22 protein-coding genes and 1 tRNA gene are annotated in these 23204 nt (G+C 60.0%); 7 read left to right on the top strand and 16 right to left on the bottom strand.

Annotated elements, in window-relative coordinates; translation table 11 throughout:
- Position 1: 1 nt before the first annotated feature.
- Genes citF through citC form a run of 4 tightly spaced genes read right to left on the bottom strand, consistent with a single transcriptional unit; the run spans position 2 to position 3789 of the window.
- Positions 2-1507 (bottom strand): citrate lyase subunit alpha, encoded by a 1506-nt coding sequence (citF, locus tag BVU99_RS06715; protein ID WP_099817419.1) that lies wholly within the window; start codon positions 1505-1507, stop codon positions 2-4.
- The gene (gene citE / locus BVU99_RS06710; protein WP_099817418.1) at positions 1507-2427 is read right to left on the bottom strand and encodes a citrate (pro-3S)-lyase subunit beta; all 921 of its coding nucleotides are present in this window, start codon (positions 2425-2427) and stop codon (positions 1507-1509) included. The genes citF and citE overlap by 1 nt, the downstream gene beginning before the upstream one ends.
- Positions 2411-2719 (bottom strand): citrate lyase acyl carrier protein, encoded by a 309-nt coding sequence (gene citD, locus BVU99_RS06705; protein ID WP_004940811.1) that lies wholly within the window; start codon positions 2717-2719, stop codon positions 2411-2413. The genes citE and citD overlap by 17 nt, the downstream gene beginning before the upstream one ends.
- Entirely contained in the window at positions 2719-3789 is a 1071-nt protein-coding gene (gene citC / locus BVU99_RS06700) for a [citrate (pro-3S)-lyase] ligase (RefSeq protein ID WP_004940809.1), read from the bottom strand. The genes citD and citC overlap by 1 nt, the downstream gene beginning before the upstream one ends.
- Before the next feature lie 313 nt (positions 3790-4102).
- Between citC and dpiA the strand changes: the two genes are divergently transcribed.
- The 3 genes from dpiA to BVU99_RS06685 all read left to right on the top strand — a co-directional run bounded on the left by dpiA (position 4103) and on the right by BVU99_RS06685 (position 8171).
- Positions 4103-4789 (top strand): two-component response regulator DpiA, encoded by a 687-nt coding sequence (dpiA, locus tag BVU99_RS06695; RefSeq protein WP_021505854.1) that lies wholly within the window; start codon positions 4103-4105, stop codon positions 4787-4789.
- 102 nt (positions 4790-4891) lie between these two features.
- Complete coding sequence (locus BVU99_RS06690) at positions 4892-7981, top strand: beta-galactosidase (protein WP_099817417.1); 3090 nt, start codon at positions 4892-4894, stop codon at positions 7979-7981.
- A 114-nt stretch (positions 7982-8095) separates the two neighbouring features.
- Positions 8096-8171 (top strand) — tRNA-Asn (locus BVU99_RS06685).
- A 97-nt stretch (positions 8172-8268) separates the two neighbouring features.
- Here the strand turns inward: BVU99_RS06685 and BVU99_RS06680 are convergent.
- The gene (locus BVU99_RS06680) at positions 8269-9102 is read right to left on the bottom strand and encodes an oxidoreductase (protein ID WP_099817434.1); all 834 of its coding nucleotides are present in this window, start codon (positions 9100-9102) and stop codon (positions 8269-8271) included.
- A 105-nt stretch (positions 9103-9207) separates the two neighbouring features.
- On the opposite strand from BVU99_RS06680, the gene BVU99_RS06675 reads away from it, so the two are divergent.
- Positions 9208-10128 (top strand): AraC family transcriptional regulator, encoded by a 921-nt coding sequence (locus BVU99_RS06675; protein WP_099817416.1) that lies wholly within the window; start codon positions 9208-9210, stop codon positions 10126-10128.
- Between the two features lie 78 nt (positions 10129-10206).
- Positions 10207-10428, top strand: a complete 222-nt coding sequence (locus tag BVU99_RS25295; RefSeq protein WP_343227012.1) for an Lrp/AsnC ligand binding domain-containing protein — start codon at positions 10207-10209, stop codon at positions 10426-10428.
- On the opposite strand, the gene BVU99_RS06665 is transcribed toward BVU99_RS25295, so the two are convergent.
- Positions 10425-11552, bottom strand: a complete 1128-nt coding sequence (locus tag BVU99_RS06665; protein WP_123867417.1) for an MFS transporter — start codon at positions 11550-11552, stop codon at positions 10425-10427. The two genes, BVU99_RS25295 and BVU99_RS06665, sit on opposite strands and share 4 nt — an antisense overlap.
- Before the next feature lie 138 nt (positions 11553-11690).
- Positions 11691-12749, bottom strand: coding sequence for an alpha/beta hydrolase (locus BVU99_RS06660; RefSeq protein ID WP_123867415.1), 1059 nt, complete (start codon positions 12747-12749; stop codon positions 11691-11693).
- Between the two features lie 262 nt (positions 12750-13011).
- On the opposite strand from BVU99_RS06660, the gene BVU99_RS06655 reads away from it, so the two are divergent.
- Positions 13012-13896, top strand: a complete 885-nt coding sequence (locus tag BVU99_RS06655; protein ID WP_016927075.1) for a LysR family transcriptional regulator — start codon at positions 13012-13014, stop codon at positions 13894-13896.
- Positions 13897-14046: 150 nt separating this feature from the next.
- On the opposite strand, the gene leuE is transcribed toward BVU99_RS06655, so the two are convergent.
- Together leuE and BVU99_RS06645 are read right to left on the bottom strand one after the other, a co-directional pair.
- Positions 14047-14691, bottom strand: coding sequence for a leucine efflux protein LeuE (leuE, locus tag BVU99_RS06650; protein ID WP_016927074.1), 645 nt, complete (start codon positions 14689-14691; stop codon positions 14047-14049).
- A 197-nt stretch (positions 14692-14888) separates the two neighbouring features.
- A complete protein-coding gene (locus BVU99_RS06645) occupies positions 14889-15461 on the bottom strand; it encodes a hypothetical protein (protein WP_099817415.1) in 573 nt (190 codons plus the stop codon).
- A 129-nt stretch (positions 15462-15590) separates the two neighbouring features.
- Here BVU99_RS06645 and BVU99_RS06640 point away from each other — a divergent pair, with 129 nt between their 5' ends.
- Entirely contained in the window at positions 15591-16481 is an 891-nt protein-coding gene (locus tag BVU99_RS06640) for a LysR substrate-binding domain-containing protein (protein WP_099817414.1), read from the top strand.
- On the opposite strand, the gene BVU99_RS06635 is transcribed toward BVU99_RS06640, so the two are convergent.
- The 7 genes from BVU99_RS06635 to BVU99_RS06605 form a co-directional block, all read right to left on the bottom strand.
- Complete coding sequence (locus BVU99_RS06635; protein WP_099817413.1) at positions 16478-17206, bottom strand: PA1136 family autoinducer-binding transcriptional regulator; 729 nt, start codon at positions 17204-17206, stop codon at positions 16478-16480. The two genes, BVU99_RS06640 and BVU99_RS06635, sit on opposite strands and share 4 nt — an antisense overlap.
- Positions 17203-18078, bottom strand: coding sequence for a glyoxalase III HchA (gene hchA, locus BVU99_RS06630; RefSeq protein WP_016927070.1), 876 nt, complete (start codon positions 18076-18078; stop codon positions 17203-17205). Before hchA ends, BVU99_RS06635 begins: the two co-directional genes overlap by 4 nt.
- A gap of 102 nt (positions 18079-18180) precedes the next feature.
- Complete coding sequence (locus BVU99_RS06625; RefSeq protein WP_043143131.1) at positions 18181-18948, bottom strand: ABC transporter ATP-binding protein; 768 nt, start codon at positions 18946-18948, stop codon at positions 18181-18183.
- Positions 18935-19945 (bottom strand): iron ABC transporter permease, encoded by a 1011-nt coding sequence (locus BVU99_RS06620; RefSeq protein WP_043143129.1) that lies wholly within the window; start codon positions 19943-19945, stop codon positions 18935-18937. Before BVU99_RS06620 ends, BVU99_RS06625 begins: the two co-directional genes overlap by 14 nt.
- Before the next feature lie 42 nt (positions 19946-19987).
- A complete protein-coding gene (locus BVU99_RS06615) occupies positions 19988-21064 on the bottom strand; it encodes an ABC transporter substrate-binding protein (protein ID WP_025303468.1) in 1077 nt (358 codons plus the stop codon).
- 46 nt (positions 21065-21110) lie between these two features.
- Positions 21111-21509, bottom strand: a complete 399-nt coding sequence (locus BVU99_RS06610) for a hypothetical protein (RefSeq protein WP_025303469.1) — start codon at positions 21507-21509, stop codon at positions 21111-21113.
- 16 nt (positions 21510-21525) lie between these two features.
- The gene (locus tag BVU99_RS06605; protein WP_099817412.1) at positions 21526-22896 is read right to left on the bottom strand and encodes an MFS transporter; all 1371 of its coding nucleotides are present in this window, start codon (positions 22894-22896) and stop codon (positions 21526-21528) included.
- Between the last annotated feature and the right edge of the window lie 308 nt (positions 22897-23204).

The raw sequence follows: 23204 nt of genomic DNA, 5'->3' as shown, positions 1-23204 counted from the left end.
CTTACTCCGCCACCTGATGCACCACGTCGATCACCGAGCCGTCGCGGTAGCGCACCACCGCCACCACCTTGTCGGTAAACGCGATCGGCTGCGGTTCGCCGGTCAGCTGCAGCGCGCGGGCGCGCAGCCAGTTGATGCTCACCACCTCGAGCCCGGCCTCCCGCAGGCGCTGCGCCAGCTCCGGCCGCGCCGGGTTGACGGCGATGCCATGGTCGGTCACCAGAATGTCGATGCTGGAACCCGGCGTGATGCAGGTGGTCACCTGCTCCACCAGCGTCGGGATGCGCCCGCGCACCAGCGGCGCGACGATGATCGCCAGCCGCGCGGCGGCGGCGGTGTCGCAGTGGCCGCCGGACGCGCCGCGCAGCACGCCGTCGGAGCCGGTCAGCACGTTAACGTTGAAGCCGGTGTCGATTTCCAGCGCGCTCAGCACCACCACGTCGAGCCGATCGACAGAGGCGCCCTTGGAGCTGAAGTTGGCGTACTGGTTGGCGCTGATTTCGATATGGCGCGGGTTGCGCGCCAGCGAGGTCGCCGCCGCCCGATCGAAGCTCTGCACGTCCAGCAGCTTGCCGATCAGCCCTTTCTCGTGCAGATCCACCATGGTCGAAGTGATGCCGCCGAGGGCGAACGCGGCGCGAATGCCAAGGGCGCGCATCTTGTCCTCCAGGAACCGGGTCACCGCCAACGAGGCGCCGCCGGTGCCGGTTTGCAGCGAGAACCCTTCGCTGAAGTAGCCGGAACCGGCGATCACCTCGGCGGCGCGGCGGGCGATCAGCAGCTCGCGCGGGTTCGAGGTCATGCGCGTGGCGTCAGCGCCGATCTTGTCGGCATCGCCCACCCGCTCCAGCTGCACGATCAGATCCACCCGATCCTGCGCCAGGCTGGCGGGATGATGCGGATACGGCACCAGCTGCTCGGTCAGCAGCACCACGGTGCCCGCCGCCTCGGCGTCCACCCGCGCATAGCCGAGCGAGCCGCAGCAGGCTTCACCGCTGTAGCCGTTGGCGTTGCCGAACTCATCGCAGGCCGGCACGCCGAGGAAGGCCACGTCTATCTTCAGCTCGCCGGATTCGATCAGGTTGACCCGGCCGCCGTGCGAGTGAATTTGCACCGGCTCCGCCAGCAGGCCGCGCGAAACGGCGTCCGCCAGCGGGCCGCGCAGCCCGGAGGTGTAAATGCGGCTCACCACGCCGTGGCGGATATGCTCAACCAGCGGCGCATGGCAGTCGGTCAGCGAGCTGGAGGCCAGCGTCAGGTTGCGGAACCCCATCGCCGCCAGCGTCTCCATCACCTGATTGAGGGTCAAATCGCCGCCGCGAAACGCATGGTGGAAGGAGATGGTCATGCCGTCCTGCAGCCCGCTGCGGCGCACCGCTTCCTGCAAGGAATCGCACAGCTTGAGATCGCGCGGTTTGCGCGCCTGCAGGTTGGCTTTGGACACGTCCTGATAGCCCGGCAGATCCGCCGGGTTAGCGAAGGTCATCAATCGTTGTTGGCGGTTCATCATGCTTCCTCCCCGTGCTGCGCCGGTTCTTCCCGCAAGCCGGACAGCGCGGCGCGCTCCAGCACCAGCCGGGCGCGTTCAATCACCGGGCTGTCGACCATTTTTCCGTTGAGCGACACCACGCCGCGCCCTTCCCGCTCCGCCGCTTCGGCGGCGTCCACCACCCGCTGCGCGTGCGCCACCTCTTTGGCGGTCGGCGCGTACAGGTTGTGCAGCAGCTCAATCTGGCGCGGGTTAATCAGCGATTTACCGTCGAAGCCGAGCTGTTTGATCAGCGCCGCTTCCTGCAGGAAGCCGGCTTCGTTATTGGCGTCGGAATAGACGGTGTCGAACGCCTGAATGCCGGCGGCGCGCGCCGCCTGCAGCAGCGAGCAGCGGGCGAACAGCAGCTCGATGCCCTCCGGCGAGCGCTCGGTGCGCAGGTTGCGCACGTAGTCTTCCGCCCCCAGCGCGATGCCGATAAGCCGCGGCGAAGCGTGCGCGATCGCCACCGCGTTGGTGATGCCCTGCGCCGATTCGATCGCCGCCAGCAGCCCGGTGCTGCCGACCGGCCGGCCGCAGGCCGCTTCGATGCCGGCAATCTCGCGCTCCATGTCGACAACGTCCTGCGCGCTGTCGGTCTTCGGCAGGCGCACAATGTCCGCGCCGCCGCGCACCACGGCCTGCAAGTCCGCCAGGCCGTAGGCGGAGTCGAGCGCATTGACGCGCACGATGGTTTCCACCTCCTGGTACAGCGGATGCTGTAGCGCGTGGTACACCAGCCGGCGCGCCGCGTCTTTTTCACGCAGGATCACCGAGTCTTCCAGATCGAACATCAGCGCATCGGCCTGGTAGATAAAGGCGTTGCTGACCATCGCCGCGTTGGCGCCGGGAACGAACAGCATGCTGCGGCGCAGCCGGGTTTTATTCAGCGTTTTCATCTTTCGCCTCCCACGGCAGTTGGCCGCCCTCGCAGGCGCGCATCAGCGCGGTTTCCAGCCGGGCGCGCAGCACGCAGTCCAGCGCCCCCTTGTCGTCGACGATCACCTGCACCGGCTCCACCTCATAGCGCTGCAGCACCTCCAGCAGGGTGCGACGGATCGCCGCGCCGAACTGTTTTTCCACGCTGCTGGCGATCAACAGATCGTGCTGCGGCCCCTCGGCGGGCGCGATGCGCACCATGACATCGCTGGATTCCAGCGTGCCGGCCATTGCTTCTCGGATAATTTTCATCATTCACCTGATTGTGCGGACTCAAAAGGATGCGGGGCCGCCTTGGCCCGGCGCTGCGTTTGCAGATCCTGCAGGTAGTACAGGGTGTCCGGCGGCACCAGCGGCGCGGCGGCGTGGAAGTCCCCCGCCGCCAGCAGCTTGCGCACCCAGGAGGCGGAGATCGCCGTGCCCTGATATTGCAAACGCTCGATTTCCACCAGCGCGATCGGCGGGCTGGGCAGCGCCGGCGTTTCCAGCCAGTAACGCATGTCGCGGTTGTATTTCGCGGTCACCGCGCAGAACGGCTCGTTGCCGACGAAGCGGTGGGTAATGCCCAGCGCGGGCGCCAGATACTGGCGGAAGATCTTCAGATCGATTTCGGTGTAACAGTCGTCGGCCACGCCCTGATCCTTGATGAAGTAACAGGGGAAGGTGGCGCGCGAGATCACGTACTGCGAGCCTTCGTGTACCGTGAGGTTGGGAATATCGGCGGTGCCGGCCAGCACCAGCCGGCGCCGGTCTTCATAGCTGAAGCGCGAGGTGTTTTCCTTTACCAGAAACAGGTGCAGCCAGTCGCAGCGTTTGGCCGCCTGACGCACCAGATACTGATGCCCACGGGTGAAGGGGTTGGCGTTCATCACGATGCTGCCGATGGTGTCGCCCGGCCGGCGCTGGCTCGCCAGTTGAGCGGCGTAGCGCTTCAGGCGGCACGGGCTATTTTCCATCAGCACCACGATGCCCGGCACGGTGGCGATCGGGTAGAAACCGCACTGGCGGAACAGCGGCTCGTTCTGCACCTTGGTGTAGATAAACAGCTGAGTGTGATGGCGCTCGTAGGCCAGGTTCACCAGCTCGGTCGCCAGCGCCAGCGCCAACCCTTCGCCACGCATCAGCGGACTGATGGCGACGCATTTGATAATATTGTCGGCGATACCGCCGCAGGCGACCAATTTGTCGTGCTGGGTAACGGTAATAAATATTTCAACCGTGGTGTCGATATTCAGATCGTTACTGCGCAAGAAGGCGCTTATTTCCGAAATCGCTTTATGATCCGATCGCTTTACCCGATTAAATACGGCATCGCCTAACATAACACGCTCTCTGGGTTAACTGACAAACAACAAGTTAAATACAAAAAGGCATTTTAATTAACATCAACAAGGATAATTAAAACCTTAAAAACCATGGAGATAAACGCCGCCTTGCGTTCGATAAAGCAATGGTAAACAGAAAAAAAACGCCGATTATTGACCTATTTCACAAACCGTTCCCGGTTAATAAGTTATTTAATGTTCTTTATTTGCTTAATTAATCTTATGGTGTTTATTATTGAGATAATCTTTATTTGGCGCCGCAGTTTACTTACATTCATTTAGCATCTTGATTGCAATAGTAGGTTTCATTATGGAATGGCTGAACATCCTGATCGTTGAAGACGAAACGCCGCTGGCGGAAATGCACGCGGAGTTTATCCGCCAGAACGGCGGCTGCCGCCAGATTTGGCTGGCCGGCACCCTGGCGCAGGCGCGCGCCATGACCGAGCGCTTCAAGCCGGACCTGATTCTGCTGGACAACTTTCTGCCGGACGGCCAGGGCATCACCCTGCTGCGCGAACTGACGCTGAGCGGGTATCGCGGCGGCATCGTGTTCATCACCGCCGCCAGCGACATGGCCACCGTGGCCGAGGCGTTGCGTTACGGCGTGTTCGACTACCTGATCAAACCGCTGGCCTATGACCGGCTGAGCCAGACCCTGCAGCGCTTCAGCCAACGCCGCGAAGCGCTGAAGGACAAAGCGCGCCTCAACCAGCGCCGCATCGACGAGATGTTCAACACCTATGCCCGCGGCGAGCAGCAGGCGGCGCTGCCCGCCGGCATCGACGAGCTGACGCTGGGCAAGGTCCGCGCACTGTTTGCCGAACCCGCCGCGCGCCACACCGCTGAAAGCGTTGCGCAAAAAATGGGGCTCAGCCGCACCACCGCGCGCCGTTATCTGGAGTTTTGCACCGCCGCGCAGCAGCTGCGCGCCGAGATCATTTACGGCAAGGTCGGCCGCCCGCAGCGGATCTACCGCGCCGGCGAACCGCATTAACGGTTATTTGATCGCCCTTGCAAGGTTGCGTGTAACCGCTTTACTTTTTATGCGCCGGTCAGCATCTTGGTGAGCATCACCTAGCCGACAGGACGATCGCCGATGCCCGCTGCGCCCCTTGCTTCCCTGACCGAGATCCTCGCCCGCCGTGACTGGCAAAACCCAGCCTGCACCCACTACCGCCGGCTGGACGCTCACCCGCCGTTCGCCAGCTGGCGCACGGTGGAAGACGCGCGCGACGATGCCCCCAGCGCCAGCCGCCGGTCGCTGAACGGCGAGTGGCGCTTCAGCTATTTCCCGCGCCCAGAGGCGGCGCCGGAAGGCTGGCTGCAGCAGGATCTGCCGGACGCCGCCCCGCTGGCGGTGCCGGGCAACTGGCAGCTCGCCGGCTACGATGCGCCGATCTACACCAACGTGCGCTACCCGTTCCCGGTCGATCCGCCGCGCGTGCCGGAAGACAACCCGACCGGCTGCTACTCGCGCACCTTCAGCGTCGATCCGGCCTGGCTGGCCGCCGGCCAGACGCGCGTTATCTTCGACGGCGTCAACTCGGCGTTCTATTTATGGTGCAACGGCCACTGGGTCGGCTATTCGCAGGACAGCCGCCTGCCGGCGGAGTTCGATCTCAGCCCGTGGCTGCGGCCGGGTGAAAACCGGCTGGCGGTGATGGTGCTGCGCTGGTGCGACGGCAGCTATCTGGAAGATCAGGACATGTGGCGCATGAGCGGCATCTTCCGCGACGTCAGCCTGCTGCACAAACCCGCCGCGCACCTGAGCGATGTGCGCATCACCACGCCGCTGCATGACAGCTTTACCCGCGGCGAACTGGTGGTGACGGCGCGCGCCAACCGGCCCGGCCCGCTGCAGGTGCAGGTTCAGCTGTGGCGCGACGGCACGCGGGTGGCCGAACGCACCCAGCCGCTCGGCAGCGAGATCGTGGACGAGCGCGGCGCCTATGACGATCGCGTCACGCTGCGCCTGCCGGTGGAACGCCCGGCGCTGTGGAGCGCCGAAACGCCCGCGCTGTATCGCGCCACCGTCGCCCTGCTCTCGCCCGAGGGGGAGATTATCGAGGTGGAGGCCTATGACGTCGGCTTCCGTCAGGTAGAAATCAGCGGCGGGTTGCTGAAGCTCAACGGACAGCCGCTGCTGATCCGCGGCGTTAACCGCCACGAGCATCATCCGCGCCACGGCCAGGTGATGGACGAGGCGACGATGCGCCACGACATCCTGCTGATGAAGCAGCACAACTTCAACGCGGTGCGCTGCTCGCATTACCCCAATCACCCGCTGTGGTACCGGCTGTGCGACCGTTACGGGCTGTACGTGGTGGACGAAGCCAATATCGAGACCCACGGCATGCAGCCGATGAACCGGTTGGCTGACGATCCGCTGTGGCTGCCGGCAATGAGCGAGCGCGTCACCCGCATGGTGCAACGCGATCGCAACCACCCTTGCATCATTATCTGGTCGCTGGGCAACGAGTCCGGCCACGGCGTAAACCACGACGCGCTGTACCGCTGGGTGAAAAGCCAGGATCCGACCCGCCCGGTGCAATATGAAGGCGGCGGCGCCGACACCGCCGCTACCGACATCATCTGCCCGATGTATGCGCGAGTGGATCAGGATCAGCCGTTCCCGGCGGTGCCCAAATGGGCGCTCGGCAAGTGGATCGGCCTGCCGGAGGAACAGCGGCCGCTGATCCTGTGCGAATACGCCCATGCAATGGGCAACAGCTTCGGCGGTTTCGAGCGCTACTGGCGCGCGTTCCATGCACATCCGCGCCTGCAGGGCGGCTTTGTCTGGGACTGGGTCGATCAGGCGCTGATCAAACGCGACGAGCGCGGCGAAGAGTTCTGGGCCTACGGCGGCGACTTCGGCGACTCCCCCAACGATCGCCAATTCTGCCTGAACGGGCTGGTGTTCGCGGATCGTACCCCACACCCGGCACTGTTCGAAGCGCAGCGGGCCCAGCAGCTGTTCCGCTTCGCCTTCGACGCCGCCTCGCTAACGCTGACCGTCACCAGCGATTACCTGTTCCGCCACACCGACAACGAACAGCTCAACTGGCGGCTGGAGCTGGACGGCGTGGAGCGCGCCAGCGGCAGCTTCGATCTGGCGCTGCCGCCGCAGGGCAGCACTCGCTTCACCCTGCTCGACCGGCTGCCGATGCTGCATCAGCCCGGCGAGCTGTGGCTGAACGTGGAGGTGGTGCAGCCGCAGGCCACCGACTGGTCCGAAGCGCACCACCGCTGCGCCTGGGATCAGTGGCGGGTGCCGCGCGCGCTGCATCCCGCCCCGCCGCCGGCGCAGGGCCTGCCGCCCACACTGACTGAAGACGAGCAGGGGCTGACGCTCACCCACGGCGACCAGCGCTGGCGCTTCGAGCGCAGCAGCGGCCACCTGACGCAGTGGTGGCAGAATGAACAGCCGCAGCTGCTGACGCCGCTGCGCGACGGCTTTGCGCGCGCGCCGATCGATAACGACATCGGCGTCAGCGAAGCGGACCATATCGATCCCAACGCCTGGGTCGAACGCTGGAAGCTGGCGGGCCTGTACCGGCTGGAGGAGCGCTGCACGCGGCTGCAGGCGGATGCGATGCAAAACGTCGTGCAGGTGGTGAGCGAACACCAGTTCGGCGTGGACGGGGAGATTTTGCTGATCAGCCGCAAACAGTGGCTGTTCGACGCGTTGGGCGCGGTGAGCGTGAACGTGGAGGTCGAGGTGGCCGACGCCCTGCCGCCGCCGGCGCGCATCGGCCTGCACTGCCAACTGGCGACGGTGCAGCCGCAGGCGGAATGGCTGGGCCTGGGCCCGCACGAGAACTACCCGGATCGCTGCCTGGCCGCGCAACACGGGCGCTGGCGCCTGCCGCTGGCGGATCTGCACACGCCGTATATTTTCCCCGGCGAGAACGGCCTGCGCTGCGACACCCGCAGCCTGCGCTACGGCGGCTGGCGCATCGACGGCCGCTTCCACTTCTCGCTCAGCCGCTACGGCCTGCAACAGCTGATGGCCTGCAGCCACCAGCATCTGCTGCAGCCGGAAGCAGGCACCTGGCTGCATCTGGACGGCTTCCATATGGGGGTGGGCGGCGACGATTCCTGGAGCCCGAGCGTGCACCGGGATTACCTGCTCACCGCCGGCGTTTACCGCTATCAGCTGCGCCTGCAGCGGGCGCTCGAGGGCTAAATCTGCCAAAAAACTCAACGGGTTGCGCATTCTGTAAGCAAACAGTCACAGAATGTGTAATCCGCCTTTGACATGCCGACGGCGCCTCGCTATTATTCGCCCCGTTCACACGATTCCTCTGTAGTTCAGTCGGTAGAACGGCGGACTGTTAATCCGTATGTCACTGGTTCGAGTCCAGTCAGAGGAGCCATATTTAGAGAAGCCCGCTCAGGGAAACCTGAGCGGGCTTTTTGCTGTTGGGCGGATCATAATCGGTGATCCCCTACACACTCTCTACCCGACACCGTTCAGCCATCCGTTGAACGGGTGAGTTTCTCCCATTGTTCAATTTCCTTACCTAGCGCCTCGAGCTTTTGCCGCACCAAACTTAATGCGTCACTGCCTAACAACAGATGCGTTGGCGGCTTCCCGCTCTCGATCAATGCCAGCATGGCATGAGCCGCCTTAATCGGATCGCCGAGTTGCTTGCCGCTTTTTTCCTGGCGCGCCTGACGAACAGGTTCAAATAGCGCGTCATAGTCAGGGACACGGCGAGGGCTGCGTACCATTGAACGCCCGGCCCAGTCCGTTCGAAACGAACCGGGCGCCACGGCGGTCACGTGTAGGTTGAACGGGGCAAGCTCTTTACTTAACGTTTCTGATATCCCTTCCAGTGCAAATTTGCTGCCACAGTAATAGCTGATACCGGGCAAGGTAATGAAACTGCCCATTGAGGTGATATTGATAATGTGGCCCCGACGGCGCTGGCGCATGCCCGGCAGCACGGCTTTGATCATCGCCACCGCGCCAAACACATTGACGTCAAACTGGCGGCGCAGCTCTGCAAGCGGGGATTCTTCCAGAATGCCTTCATGGCCGTAACCGGCATTGTTCACCAGCACATCTATCGGACCAATGGCAGACTCTATCTCTCCAACCACCTCATCAATACGTTCAACGTCCGTGACATCAAGCAGATAGCCAAAAGCCCGCTGCGTATCGAGCGCGGCGAAAGCCTGTAGCGCTTCGCTGTTGCGCACCGTCCCTATAACCCGATGCCCCACGGCGAGGGCTTCCCGCGCCAGCGCCTGACCAAAGCCACTGCTGACGCCGGTAATTAAAATCGTTTTTGCAGATGCCATAAAAAGAACTCCCATGAACCATGAAGGTTGCATGGTATTCTCTTCCCTGCCGCATTTTTAGGCCGTATTTTCTCTTTTTCTTGCCTGATTTTATGAGGTGGTGGGATGTCCGACATGATTGCCCTGATGAATAGACTTGCGGTGCAAGAGGGATACAACCTCACTGCCCTACCTGATGTGCGAATTTTGCGTTCCGATCGCCCGCTTGCCAGAACGCCGGTGCTTTACGATCCGGGGATCGTGATTGTCTGCCAGGGCAGCAAACGCGGTTATTTCGGTCAACAGACCTATTTATATGATGAGCAGCACTACCTGGCGGTTTCGGTGCCGGTGCCGTTTGTGATGGAAACCGACGCGTCGGCAGCACATCCGCTGCTGGCGATTTATATGCATCTGGATTTTCAGCTTGCCGCTGAACTGATGTTGCAGATTGAACAGCATGGCGCCCCGCATCCTCCCGTCGCGCCGCAAAGCATGATGTCAAGCCCCATGGACGGCGCGGTAAAAATGGCCGTACTTCGCTTACTTGACGTCCTGGCTAACCCGCTTGAGGCGGCGATCCTCGGCCCGGCGCGGGTGCGTGAGCTTTATTTCCGCGTGCTGACAGGCGCACAAGGCAACGCAATGCGTGCCGCGCTGGCCTTGCAGGGGCAGTTTGGCAAAATCGGTAAAGCGTTGCAGCACATCCATGCCGCTTACGCGGAGCCGTTAACGCTGACGCAACTGGCGATGATGGCCGGCATGAGCGTGCCGACCTTTCATAGCCATTTCAAAGCGATAACGCAGATGCCGCCGATGCAGTATGTGAAATCGGTACGCCTGCACCAGGCACGGATGCTGATGGTGCGCCAACAAATCACCGCCGCCGCCGCGAGTTACGCCGTTGGCTATGAAAGCCCATCGCAATTTAACCGCGAATTCAAACGTCTGTTTGGCCTGCCACCGGCAGAGGAGATAAAACGTATGCAGCGTCACTTCGCCATTCCGCCCGCGCAGCCTGCCTCGGTATTTGTTTCATCGCACTGAGGCTTATTTGGTATGGCGAACGCGACCTTGAGGTATAGAGTACTAACGTTTTTGGTGACCGATACCAGCAGCTAAACTATCAAGCAACGCGCGCCCTTTTGCAGTTCACCAGCCGCAAGGAAGTGGAAGAATTGCATACCCTTTGCCGGGGACGGTTGCGTCTTTATCAAAGTACGCGCCGCCGATACCGTATCGCTGGAGAATTTCCTGATGGAGATCCAGAGCTTTGAGGGCGTACGCTCTGTGCGCAGCGACATCTCGCTTTCCACGTTTCTGGCGCGCGGGCCTTCGCCGGATTAAGGCGCACTGCTCTTCTGGCGTGAGGTGAAAAACGTCAACACTCCGGCGCAAAGCAGCAGCATGCTACTGATGGCAAAGGCGCTCTGCCAGCCGAGATGGTCAAACACCATGCCTCCTGTCGTTGAACCAAGCGCAATCGAGAGCTGAATCACCGCAACCATCAGTCCGCCTCCGGCTTCCGCATTGTCGGGAAGCGTGCGGGCAATCCATGTCCACCATCCCGTTGGGGCGGCGGTGGCCAGCATGCCCCAGAGACCTAACAGCAGCGAGACAGCCCAAACGTGATGCCCGGTAAGAATCAGGGCGACGGCAATGACGGCCATCAGCCCAGGGATAACCATCAACGTTAGGTAGAATTTCCTGTTGAGGAATGCCGAGACAACCAGCGTGCCAATAAAACCGGCCATGCCGATAATCAGTAAAATCAACGACAAGCCAGAGGAATCAACACGCGTCACCGTCTCCAGGAATGGGCGCACATAGGTAAATAGCGCAAACTGCCCCATAAAGAACAGGCCACAGGCCAGCATGCCAAGAGAGACAACAGGACGAGCGAACAGGCGGAGTACGGTTCCACGTGATGCAGGAGCTTTATTGCCGTTCATACCAGGCAAACTAACGCACTGCCAGATAAAGGCCACCACCGCGATAGGAACCAGGCACAAGAAAGCGCCTCGCCATCCGACAGTGGCGCCAAGGTAGCTCCCCAGCGGGGCTGCCACTACCGTCGCCAGCGCATTGCCGGCGTTGAAAATAGCCAGGGCACGCGCGACTTGATGTTGTGGCACCAGACGAATCGCCGTTGCCGCAGACATCGACCAGAATCCCCCGATCGCAATACCTATCATCGCGCGACCGGCCATATACACCAGATAACTGGAGGCCAGTGCGATAACGAGCCCCGACACGGCCATCAGAAACGTCATCCCCAGTAACAGGGACTTGCGATCCCTGTTTCCAGCCAGCGCCGAAAGCGTCAGGCTGGTCAGGACGGCCAGCGCGCCGGAGATGGCAATCCCCTGTCCTGCCAGTCCCTCCGTCACGCCTAAATCACGGGCAATCGGCGTAAGCAGGCTGACGGGCATAAATTCCGATGCAATCAGCACAAAGACGCACAGGGTCATGGCAAAAATGCCGCTCCAGTGAGCGTGCTGATTATTCGGTGATGGTGTTTGGCTAAGTATAGACATAGTCAGATTTCACAAAAGTCAGAATAAAGCCACCGCGTAGACAGGTGGCTTTTAATGTTGTCAGTAGAGGGTTTATTTCAGATTGGCTTTGAAAAATTGTTCGAACTTAGCGAAAGGTATTTTTCCGGCAACGTTATCGTACAGGTCCACATGATTTGCACCGGGGACAATCACCAGCTCTTTGTCTTTACTGCCGACCGCCTTATAAGCATCTTCGGCAAAATAGCGTGAATGCGCTTTCTCGCCGGTCACGATAAGCGTCGGGATGGTGATTTCACTGGCGTAGCTCAGCAGCGGCATATTCATAAACGACAGCGGCATCGTTGCCGTCCACGCTCCCGTAGAGTTAACGGAACGCGCGTGGAAACCGCGCGGCATGCGGTAGTAATCAAAGAACTCCTTCAGCACCGGATGCGGATCGGCCGGCAGGGTTTCTGGCAGAATGCGCTGACCCGCGCTGACCTTGCCATTTCTGTCGACGTTAATATCATGAGCGCCGTGAGCGAACGTTCCACTTTCCGCATCCTTCCAGCGCTGTTCATTCAGATACTGCAGAACGGCACGACGGTCAGCGGTGGAGTAACGGTCTTTGCCATCTCCCACGCCATGGCCCATCGCCCGACTCATATCGTACATTACGCTTGTTGCCACTGCTTTAACGCGGGTATCCATCGCGGCGTCGTTTAACGCCATGCCACCCCAGCCGCAAATGCCGAGCAGCCCGATACGGTTGCGGTCCACCTCTTTTTGCAGCCCTAAGAAATCCACCGCCGCGCTGAAATCTTCCGTATTGATATCCGGTGAGGCGACGTTTCGCGGATAGCCGCCGCTTTCCCCCGTGTAAGAGGGATCAAACGCCAGGGTAATAAACCCTTGTTCCGCCAGCGTCTGCGCATACAGTCCGCTGGATTGCTCTTTCACCGCGCCAAAAGGCCCACTGACCGCAATCGCCGCCAGCTTGCGATCGCCGCGATCTTTGGGCAGGTAAAGATCGCCCACTAAGGTGATGCCATATCGATTCTGGAACGAGACTTTACGATGATCGACTTTCTGGCTCTCGGCGAACGTTTTATCCCATTTATCTGTCATGGATACAGGGGCGTTCGGATTGGTTGAATCAGCATAACTCATTGTCGTGACTCCACTTAATGATGCGAATAACAGCATGGCCGGCATCGCGGTTTTTAGCGTTCGGGTGAAGGTTTTCATAAAAATCCCCATGAAAAACAAGAGAGATACAGGTTTCCTACGGACAACGCTGCGGTGCTTTGTTTTGATGGGGTCATTATAGTGAGCAGAATTAGTGCTGATTAGAGGGGTATTACTGCTAAGATTGATACCATATTGTTATAAATTAATGCTGAGTTTGCTGTCGTTCAGGAGGGATTATTCAATGGCGAAAAGGGAGAACTACAACGAGTTGTACCTATTTATGCAGGTGGTACGGGAAGGCAGTTTTACCGCGGCGGCTCAACGGCTGGGGCTTGCTCAATCAGGGGTCAGCCGTTCCGTTCGTGAGCTTGAGGAAAGGCTGGGTGTCCAGCTACTGGTGCGCACCACGCGTAAACTGTCGCTGACGCAAGCGGGCGAGCAGCTCTACCAGAAGACGGCATCTGGATTTGATACGCTAGATCTAGGGCTTGCCGCGCTGGCACATTATCGCGAGACCCCTTCCGGCACGGTTCGTATCAATGCCAGCCAGCACGCGATTGATAAATGCCTGCTGCCAAAGCTTGCGATATTTAAACAGCGCTATCCTGATATCAGGCTGGAACTCATAAACGAGAGCAGGTTCGTCGATATTATCGAAGAAAGATTCGATGCGGGCGTTCGCCTGGGGCCCGAAGTAAGCACTGGCATGGTTGCTGTACGCATTACGCCCGATATGGAGATGGCCATTGTGGGTACCCCTGAGCATTTTCGTCGCTACGGTTTTCCGCAAACCCCGGCGGATTTAACAACGCATCCCTGTATCGCCTATCAGTTTGCCGACGGCAGCGTGTACCAGTGGGAACTCAATCAGGATGATAAAAAAATCACTCATCGGCCTGAAGGACAATGGGCCTTATCTGACAGTTATATGGAAGCAGAAGCCGCCCGGCTGGGCTTGGGGCTGGCCTATGTTCCTGTCGAACTGGTCACAGATGATCTGGAACGCGGGGCGCTTATCAGAGTTTTACAGCGTTACAGCCTGCGAATGGAGGGGTTGTTTCTCTATTACCCTCATCGCAATGTATCCCCCGCTCTGCGAATGGTCATTGAAACATTGAAAATCTGAGCGTTTAGCGATGACCGAGCCTTCACTGTGCAGAATGGTGTTAGGTCGTATTTTTGCACTTTCAATCCTAAGGGCTGCTATACGAAGAGCGGACGTCCCATCCAGCGAAAGAACGTAAAAAAACCGCCTCGCGGCGGTTTAGTTATCCAGTTAGGAAGTTGCGCTTGCAAGCCGTGCTGCAAATCCAATGAAGAACATACCTACCAGCGCGTTTCCGGTGGCAGATAACCTACGGTTGCCTTTCAGACGACTGAGCAGATAAGAGCCGCAGAAAACGAGGAAGCCGAAATAAACGAGAGTAATCGCGAACATCACTGCAGCAAGAATGATAAACGCCATCCAGGAGTGCTCAGCCTGAACATTGATGAACTGGGCGAAGAAAGAGATATAGAACAGCAGCGTCTTTGGATTCAATAGCGTAACCAGCATTCCGCGCCCGATGATCCCCTTAGCATCAGCTGAAGATTTCTTTTCCTCACTCGTTTCGACCGCTGGCTTAAAGATAGCGCGTATCGTCTGGACTCCGAGATAGAACAGATAAGCAGCACCTGCGTATTTGATGGCGTTAAACAAGGCTGGTGTTGAGCTGATAACTGCCGCCAGCCCGCACCAGGCCAAAAGAACCAGGATAACGTCGCTCAGGAGGATGGAAAATATTGCAGCAAAGCCTCGCTTGATGCCGCTGGTAATGCTCGTTTTAATCACGAACAGGGTTTCAGGGCCTGGCACAAGGACTATCAGCGTCGCACCAAGCAGGTACGTCCAGAAATTCACGACACCAAAATCAGCAAACATTTTCACTCCAGTTCTCTCGTTTTCAACGAGGCCATTCTAACTAAAGTTACGTTAATGGAAACACATCGCCACGGCTTTCAATTCACAATCAATGTCTGCTCCTGGTACAAAGCCGGCCGTCAGATTGCTAACCCTACCAATCTCCACAAACACCAAAAGGCCCGCCCCCAGGCAGGCCTTTATCCCTCCGCAATGTCTCAGGCCCCATCCTGCTCCGCAACCCGCGCCATCAATGCCCCCAGCAACGCCAGGTCGACCAGCAACGCCAGCGCGAAACAGGCTCCCTTTATCCCCGGTGCGGCATAGGTTTGCACCAGCGAAGCGGCAATCACTACGGCCACGATAGTCACCACCGTCGTCAGCCTGCACGCCACGGCGAACGCCGCTTTCTCCCCCACTGCCGTGCGGTAGGCGACGCCCTGCCCCAGACCGCCGAGGACGATGCCCGCCAGCAGGGCCGGCCAATCATGGCCGCCGAACAGCATCAGCAGCGTCAATAGCCACCCCACCGCTGCCAGTAAAAAGCCGTAGCGGAGAATCGCCAGCGCAGGCCGGTTCCGCAGCGGCCGTAGACGGGCCAGTGCGGCGCCGCCGAGAAACGCCAGCGCCAATGCCGTTAGCAGCATCAGGGTCGCGCCGATGCCCAGCAGATTTTCGGTCTTCAGCAGCAAGGCGCCTGCCGCGGCCGGCACGCTGAGCGCCAGGGCGCTCGCCGCCGCTCCCGTGTGTGCCATGGCGCCCAGGGCACCGTTGTTGATATAAAGGCTCATCGTTCACTCCCGACATGATGGAAATGATGAAATAAATTCATTTCCCTGTTCACATGTCAGTAGCCTATCTCTTGTATAATCGCTCAGACAAACTCATAGTTTTCAGCCTTGGATGAGAATAATTCAGCCATGAGAAAAACCCGTTTGCCGCCGCTGGGCGCGCTGCGCGCCTTCCACGCCGTGGCCGGCTGCCGCAGCTTTAAACATGCCGCCGAAGCGCTGGGCGTCAGCGCGACGGCAGTCAGCCACCAGATCAAGCTGCTGGAGTCGGTGCTGGAATGCCGGGTGTGCGAGCGCAGCGCGCAGGGCGTCAGCCTGACCGAGACCGGCGAGATCCTGTATGCCGGCACCCAGCGCGCCTTCGCCGCGCTGGAGCAGTCCGTCGCCCAAATCACCCGCGCCCAGCAGCCACCGGCGCTGACCGTCACCACCACCTCCAATTTTCTCACCCACTGGCTGGTGCCGCGCCTGGCCGATTTCAAGGCGGAGTTTCCCGCCATCGATCTGCGCCTGCACACCAGCGTCGAGCGGGTCGATCTCAGCCAGCGCACCGTGGACGTCGCCATCCGCTACCGCGAAACACCGGAAAGCGATCTGCACTGCACCTTGCTGCATGAGGATCGTTTTATCGTGGTGGCCAGCCCGGTGCTGGCGCTGGAGCGCATCGAAGATTTGCAGCGGGTGACGCTGTTTCACGTGGAACATCGGCAGGTGCCCGCCGACGCGCCGACCTGGGAAAACTGGCGGCGGCGCTACGGGCCGGAAGGGTTGAATGTGGAAGCCGGGCTGACCTTCAGCGACGAAACCCATGCGCTGCAGGCGGCGGTGGCCGGCCAGGGGGTGGTGATCGCCAGCCGGCTGCTGGCACGCGATTTGTTGCAGCGCGGCGTGTTGGCCGCGCCGTTCGAGATGGCGTTACCCGGCGCCAACTACTATCTGATGGCCACCGAAGAAACTGCGCAGCGCCCCGATATCATTGCGCTACGCGAGTGGTTGCTGCGGCAAATGGCGGCAGGCTAACGGCTCTCGGGGGCGATCTCCCCCAGGCGGATCGCCACGCTGATCGCCTGCGCGGTGGTGGTGGCGCCAAGGCGTTGGCGAATGCGGCGCAGGTGGTTTTCCACCGTGCGTTCAGACAGGCCGAGCATCGCGGCGATATCCGCCTGCCGCCGGCCGATGGCGGTCCAGCTAAGCACCTCGCGCTCGCGCGCCGACAGCCGGCTCCCCCCCTCACCGGCTGCCGGTTCGAACAGCCGCCGCGCCGCCAGAAAGGCCGCCGAACCCACGAGCGACAGCGCCAGCCGCACCGGCGGCGAGGTGTCGATGCGCTCGCCCCCCAGGCTGACGGCGCCCTCCAGGCCGGCGGGGCCGAACACCGGGATCTGCACGCCGTGCAGACCGGCTCCGCGCGGCGTGCGCACAATCCGATAGCGCTCGCCCTGCTGCGCCCGGGTTTTAGTCCAGAAGAACGGCTCGCTGGCCCGCAGCATGTGCCGGGTCACCGGGCAGTGCCGCACGTAGGTCAACGCATCGACGGCCTCGCCGTCGCCGAACCAGTCGCCCTCGACCCAGTAGATATGCTCGATCCCCGCCTCCGCCGTGGCGGAAGCGGAAAACAGCACAAAGCGATCGAAGCCGAACGGCGCGGCGAAGGCGCGAACCCGCCCCTGAATGGCGGACAGGGTTCGCTCGTGGTCCATCGCCAGCGCCGTCTGGAAAGCGTGCTGCGCGATCTCGTCGCTCATCGCGTGGCGACGTCGGCCAGCAGCGTCTCTGCCGCCAGTTTGCCGAGGTTGTTGGAAGCCAGCGGGCTGTCGCCGGTCAGCAGGCGCCGATCTTTATGCACCTTGCCGGTGATGTCGGCGTTGACGATCTTAACGCCCCGCTCGCGCAGGCGTTCGCCCACCAGCCAGGGCATCGGACCGGGAATATAGCCGATGTCGATGTTGGCGCCGGTATCGAGCGAGTCCGGGAACACGCACATCTCATAGCCGCGATACAGGAAATCCTCTTTGTTCTCGCCGATGCCCGCCGCCAGCAAACCGGCCGGCCCGTGGCACAGCGAAATCACGTAGCGATCGTTGTCATGCGCCCAGTGCAGGGTCTTTTTCACCTCTTCGCTGAACGGGATATCATTGAGCACGCCGTGGCCGCCGGGAATGAAAACGCCGAGGTAGTTGCCGCCATCCAGATCCTTCACCACTTCCGTCAACTTTTTCGGCTGCTTGAGCTGGCTGCGGTACTTCTCGTAGGTGGCCTTGACTGCTTCATCTTCATGCGGGAACGCCCACATCTCCAGCTTCACCGGATCGCCGGACGGCGTGGCGATGTCGATCTCGAAACCGGCCAGATCCAGGTGATACATCGGCAACAGCATCTCGACCGGGTGGTTGCCGGTAGAGAAGAACTTGCCGTTTTGCATCAGCAGGTAGCGCTCCTGCGAGGCGATCATCAGCACCTTCCACTTGCCGCCGCGATAGGCGTTCGGGTAGCTGGCGCCCGTGAAGTCGGTTTTGGACGAGGTGTACTGGCTGAGGGAGTAAGGCGATGGGAAGAACGCGTTGTCTTCCGCCACATCCGGGGTGGGATTACGATCGTTGGATACTGAATCAGTCATGATTATCTCCATATTCACCGTTGCATTTCTCTTTCAGCTTAAATAACCGCCAGCGGGGCCGCAATGAGGGATATCCCTCAATCACCCTCGCGCTGGCGGCGCTCAAGCGGGGTGCGGTAGCGCGACAATGAACGTTTCTTCGCTGACGCCGGCATATTCGTACCGGCACTTTCTCACCGGTACCTGGAAGTAACGCTCCAGGATATCCTCTTGCAGCAAGGCGTTTTTATCGCCAAACATGCACTGTCGCTGGTTCATCAGCAGGCACTTGTCGGAGATGCGGTCGGCATAATGCAGAAAATGCGTATTCAGCACGATCGTCATCTGCCGCTCTTTGGCGAGGCGCCAGAGCATCTCGATCATTTTAGCCTGATTGTAAAAATCCAGGTTCGATTCCGGTTCGTCGAGGATCATGACGTCGGGATCCGCCGCCAGCGCCTTGGCGAAATAACACATCTGCAGTTCCCCGCCGCTGATCTGGTTGATATTTTTCTGCGCCAGCGGCGCGATCTCCAGCGCATGCAACACCGCCTGCGCCTTGGCGACATCTTGCCGCCGCGGCCTGGCGAACCACCCCGCCTGGCGGGCACAGCCGAAAGTGACAAAATCGAGTACCCCATAAGCGAAATGCGGCGTTTTCGCCTGCGGCACATAGGCCAACCGGGCGGGCCGATTGTCGACCAGGCCGATCTTGCACCCGCCAGACAGGGGCCGGCACAGGCCCGCGATGTGTCTCAGCAACGTGGTTTTACCGGCGCCGTTCGGCCCGAGCACGCTGAGGATCTCGCCCCGCGCCAGATGAAAACTGACGTTGTCGAGAAGGGGTTCTCGCCCCTTGAAACCCAGGGTCAGCTGGTTAACTGTGATCATGTTTGCTGCTCGTAATAAAAAGGAGAGCGAAAAGCGGCGCGCCGATCAGCGCGGTCAGGATGCCGATCGGGATTTCAGCATAGGTGGCCCCTCTGGCGATATTGTCGATCACCAGCAAAAACAGCGCCCCGCTCAGCGCCGAAGCGGGGATCAGGCGGCCGTGGTTATACCCCAACACGCTTCTCACCAAATGCGGGATCACCAAGCCGACCCACCCCACCACGCCGGCCAAGCTCACCGAGGCGGAAACCAGCAGGGAGGCGGCGATCAGCAGCAGGATCTTCAGCCGAGGCGGATTCAGGCCGGCGATGCGCGCCTCGTCGTCTCCCAGCGAGAGAATGTTCATGTTCCACCTGAGCCGGTAGATAGTCAGGTAACACGCCGCAAACAGCGGGATCAGCCAATAAACCTGCGCTTTCGCTACCGAAGCGAAGCTGCCCATCAGCCAGAAGACGATCGCCGGCAAGGTATCCTGCGGATCGGCGACATATTTTATGACCGAGACAAACGCGATAAACAGCGACGCGATAATCATGCCGGACAAAATCGTGGTGAGTGCATCCTGCCGGCGTTTGAGGCGGCAGATGCCCAGCACCAGCAGCAAGCTCACCACGCCGAAAAGAAACGACAGCAGGGAACTCAGGGCAAAAGGCAAACTCAACAAAATGCCCAGCGCAGCGCCAAAGGCGGAGGCGGAAGAGGTGCCCAGCACGTCCGGGCTGGCCAGCGCGTTTTTCAGCACCGCCTGAAAGGTCGCACCGGCGACCGCCAACCCACCGCCCACCAGCATCACCGCCACCACCCGCGGCGCGCGCAGGTTAAAAATCACCGAGTAGCGGGCCTGGTTTTCCCCCGGCATGTTCCCCTGCCATAAAATCTGCACCACATCATGGGCCGACAAGGCGTAGCGGCCGGCAAACAGCGATGCGAAGGCGACCACACAGAGCGAAATAAACAATCCCGCCATGATCGCCACATATTTTCCTCTGCCCGGCATCCCCAAGCTCCTCCAACGAACTCACGCTATTCAACCGTGGCACTAGCGTTGCGCCAGCACCTCATCCAGCAACCGGTCCGGGATCGCATAAGAGAACATCGTCTGATAATAGCGACGCGTCTCCTCCCGCAGCGTTTTGTCGCTAATGTCTTCAGGGGCATACCGGTTGATCATAAACAGCGGCAGCAGTGACGTTTCCGCCGACAGGCCCCCCCAGTTGTGAATGCCCACCGGCGTCGAGAAAACCTTGCCGTTTTTCACCGCCCTGAGCGTCTCCCACGCCTGGCCGGGGATCCCCCCGTGCAGCAGCGCTTTGGCGCTGCCGAACACCACGAAAATCACATCCGGGTCCCAGGCCATGATTTGCTCCATCGAAACGTTGATGTACCTGCCGGCATCCCCCTTCACCGGCAAATCCCCGGCGACGTTGTCCATGCCGGCCATTTTCAGATAGGTGTCGCCGTAGGTGTGCGGGCCGCTCACCTTCAGCTGCCTGCCGTCGCTTTCTTCCAGATATAACGCCCTGACGTGCTGCGCGCGGATGGCGGCGGCATAGGGGCGGATCTGCTTCAGGGTCTTTTCCCAGGCGTCTTTGAATTTATGCGTGCGCGGCAGGCCGAGGGTGTCGGCGAAGGTATTTTCCCAATACACCTGGGTGACCATCGGCTGGTATTTGGTCTTCCCGCCGGCGTCCAGATCGACGGTCATCACGCCCGCCCTTTCCAGCCGATCGTCCTGGCTTTTGCCGTAGTAATAAATGATGTCGGGCCGCAGATTCATTAACGACTCCATGTTGACCCGATAGTCTTTATTGATGAAATCGGACGTGATCCTGCCGATATCCGGCTTCATGTCCTTCAACACATGCCTATCGGCATGCATGAACGCCCAGGGCCCCACGCCGACGACGTGCCGATAGGCCGCCTCGTTCGCCAGGATCACGCCGAAGGGGCAGTTGCCGGTGATGACGATCCGCGGGTAGCTGCCGGGCAGCGTTTGCGTCGCCGCGCTTTGCAACGGCTCGGCCGCCGCCGGCAGACTGGCGCCGGCGCAAGGCACCGTCGGCAAGGCAAATAGGGCCAGCAGCGCGGTGGCGATAAATTTCACTGTTACGCACATGGTGCCTCCTGCGCGCACGCTCGGCGGCGCGCGTCGATGGGCTGTATTAGGCCGACGCGGCGATGCCTGCTGCCATAATGGTGATCCCGGCCACAAAGACGATTGCCGTGGTGGCTACCGCGCCGCCGCCAACCAACGCGGCGGTTTTTCCCGTGGAAAGGTCTTTGCGTTGCAGGAAAGAAAGCTCTGCCAGGGGAATGATTTTTCCGCTGTCGGCGACGATGTCTTTAGGTTCCACCTTCGCCACCGTCAGCTCGCCGCCGCTGCCGTCCTTCAGGCCATATTTCAACTGGTCGCCGACATAGACCGGCGGCTGCAGCAGGTAATACGGGCTATTGAGCCCCGCCTCTTTTTGTTGCAATGCCACGTCGTGGTAGGTCGTACAGCCGGCAAGGGAAAACGCCGCCATCCCGATAACCAACGGCACTAATGGGATAAATCGCATGGGAAACCTCGTGCTTCTATCTGCTGGTTTTTAACGTAACGGCGGACTTGAAGCGCATATAGCTCACGACCAGAGAAAGGAACGAGAATGCCGCCCCCGCCATTAAACTGATATTCGTCGCTTGCGCGCCGCGCATATTGAAGAAAATCGCCACTAACGCCGAACCGACGATTTGCCCGATCAATCGGGAGCTGCCCAACAAGCCGCTGGCGATGCTGCTGTTTTCGTGCGAGACCGAGGTCATGATCAGCAGGTTGTTCGGTGATTGAAACAGGCCGAAACCGATGCCGCACAGCGCCACGCGCCATACGATCGCCCCATTCGACGGATCGCTGGGCAAATTGGCCATCAGCAGCATGCCGGCCAACAAGCAGGCGAGGCCCGAGAGGGCAACGAGATTGGGATCGTATTTCTTGGCCAAATCACCGGAAATCAGCGAAGACGCCATGGTGGCCAGCGGCCAGGCGGTCAGCAGCAGACCGATGTCCACCACGTTTCTTTGCAGGACATTGTGGAAATAGAAAGGCAGCGATACAAAAGCCAAAAGCTGGGTGCTGTAAGACAGCATCGACATCAGCAAAGACAATGACAGCGTCGGGTTATGCAGCATCGCGATCGGGATCAGCGCGGCGTTGGCCTTTCTTTTCTGATTGATGTACAGCCACCCGGCCAGCCCGGCGAATACCGCAAAGCTGAGCGCCGCCGCCGGCAGATGGTGGGTGGTCATACTCATCGTGCTGAGCGAGAAAGCGATGAACAGCACAAACACCAACAGAGCCCCGCCGCTGTCGAATCCACCACTGCGCCGCTCGCGGGGGGCCAGGAAGATCAGGCTCAGCAGCAGCGACAGGCAGGCGATGGGAACATTGATGGTAAACAGCCAGTTCCAGCTCGTCTGAGAAAGTATCGCCGAGGCGATGGACGGCCCGGCGGCGGCGGAAACCGACACCACCATCACATTGATCCCCAGGCCGCGCCCCAGCAGCCTTTCCGGGTATATCTCCTTGATCAGCGCCGCATTGACGCTGAGCACCGCCGCCGCACCGAAGCCCTGTATCACCCTGAATGCCGTCAGCATCGACAGCGTCGTGGACAGCGCGCAGCCCAAGGATGAAAAAGCGAACAGCACCACCCCGGCTATAAAGATCTTTTTATTGCCCACCGCGCGGCCCAGCGCCGCGAAGGGCATCAAAGAGGCGACAACGGCAAACTGGTAGGCATTAATAATCATGATGGAGGCCGATTCGGAAACGCCGAAATCTTTGGCGATCACCGGCAATGCCACGTTGGCGATGGTACTGTCGAGCATGGCGATGACCGTGCTTAACGAGACCGCGAGAACGGCGAATATATTTAGTGTCTCTTTTTCCTGGTGTTTAAAAGTCATGTTAACGCTCCAAAAACGTGAGTAGCTTCATGCCGGCGGCAAAGACCCAGCTTTTTATCCGTTTTAATATTTACGTTATAACATATCAATTAAAGAGGAGAATAAATCTCATTTGAAATATTAGATTAAATAGTGTGTCAAAATAAGAATTAACAAATGCAAAACAAATTAATATCAATACAAACATTCAATAAACAAAATAAATGCAGTATAAAAAACCAGTGAATTTAAGGAATGACATTAAAAGTAACAGCCGCTAACAGACAACCCCGCCGGCGCGTGAAATTGTTATGTTATAACAAAATAAC

Source organism: Serratia sp. OLAL2 (assembly GCF_002752475.1).
In the GTDB taxonomy this organism is placed as follows: Bacteria; Pseudomonadota; Gammaproteobacteria; order Enterobacterales; family Enterobacteriaceae; genus Serratia; species Serratia bockelmannii.
The sequence above is the reverse complement of the archived record's forward strand: the minus strand, read 5'-3'. Positions and strand labels throughout refer to the sequence as shown.

Coding starts and splice junctions, on each gene's coding strand:
- citC (WP_004940809.1), bottom strand. CDS start 3,789: ATGTTAGGCGATGCCGTATTTAATCGGGTAAAGCGATCGGATCATAAA.
- BVU99_RS06680 (WP_099817434.1), bottom strand. CDS start 9,102: ATGGCATCTGCAAAAACGATTTTAATTACCGGCGTCAGCAGTGGCTTT.
- BVU99_RS06645 (WP_099817415.1), bottom strand. CDS start 15,461: ATGAGCCTTTATATCAACAACGGTGCCCTGGGCGCCATGGCACACACG.
- citE (WP_099817418.1), bottom strand. CDS start 2,427: ATGAAAACGCTGAATAAAACCCGGCTGCGCCGCAGCATGCTGTTCGTT.
- BVU99_RS06675 (WP_099817416.1), top strand. CDS start 9,208: ATGTCCGACATGATTGCCCTGATGAATAGACTTGCGGTGCAAGAGGGA.
- BVU99_RS06605 (WP_099817412.1), bottom strand. CDS start 22,896: ATGACTTTTAAACACCAGGAAAAAGAGACACTAAATATATTCGCCGTT.
- citF (WP_099817419.1), bottom strand. CDS start 1,507: ATGAACCGCCAACAACGATTGATGACCTTCGCTAACCCGGCGGATCTG.
- BVU99_RS06625 (WP_043143131.1), bottom strand. CDS start 18,948: ATGATCACAGTTAACCAGCTGACCCTGGGTTTCAAGGGGCGAGAACCC.
- BVU99_RS06640 (WP_099817414.1), top strand. CDS start 15,591: ATGAGAAAAACCCGTTTGCCGCCGCTGGGCGCGCTGCGCGCCTTCCAC.
- BVU99_RS06660 (WP_123867415.1), bottom strand. CDS start 12,749: ATGAGTTATGCTGATTCAACCAATCCGAACGCCCCTGTATCCATGACA.
- BVU99_RS06690 (WP_099817417.1), top strand. CDS start 4,892: ATGCCCGCTGCGCCCCTTGCTTCCCTGACCGAGATCCTCGCCCGCCGT.
- citD (WP_004940811.1), bottom strand. CDS start 2,719: ATGAAAATTATCCGAGAAGCAATGGCCGGCACGCTGGAATCCAGCGAT.
- leuE (WP_016927074.1), bottom strand. CDS start 14,691: ATGTTTGCTGATTTTGGTGTCGTGAATTTCTGGACGTACCTGCTTGGT.
- hchA (WP_016927070.1), bottom strand. CDS start 18,078: ATGACTGATTCAGTATCCAACGATCGTAATCCCACCCCGGATGTGGCG.
- BVU99_RS06610 (WP_025303469.1), bottom strand. CDS start 21,509: ATGCGATTTATCCCATTAGTGCCGTTGGTTATCGGGATGGCGGCGTTT.
- BVU99_RS06615 (WP_025303468.1), bottom strand. CDS start 21,064: ATGTGCGTAACAGTGAAATTTATCGCCACCGCGCTGCTGGCCCTATTT.
- BVU99_RS06635 (WP_099817413.1), bottom strand. CDS start 17,206: ATGAGCGACGAGATCGCGCAGCACGCTTTCCAGACGGCGCTGGCGATG.
- dpiA (WP_021505854.1), top strand. CDS start 4,103: ATGGAATGGCTGAACATCCTGATCGTTGAAGACGAAACGCCGCTGGCG.
- BVU99_RS06665 (WP_123867417.1), bottom strand. CDS start 11,552: ATGACCCTGTGCGTCTTTGTGCTGATTGCATCGGAATTTATGCCCGTC.
- BVU99_RS06655 (WP_016927075.1), top strand. CDS start 13,012: ATGGCGAAAAGGGAGAACTACAACGAGTTGTACCTATTTATGCAGGTG.
- BVU99_RS06620 (WP_043143129.1), bottom strand. CDS start 19,945: ATGCCGGGCAGAGGAAAATATGTGGCGATCATGGCGGGATTGTTTATT.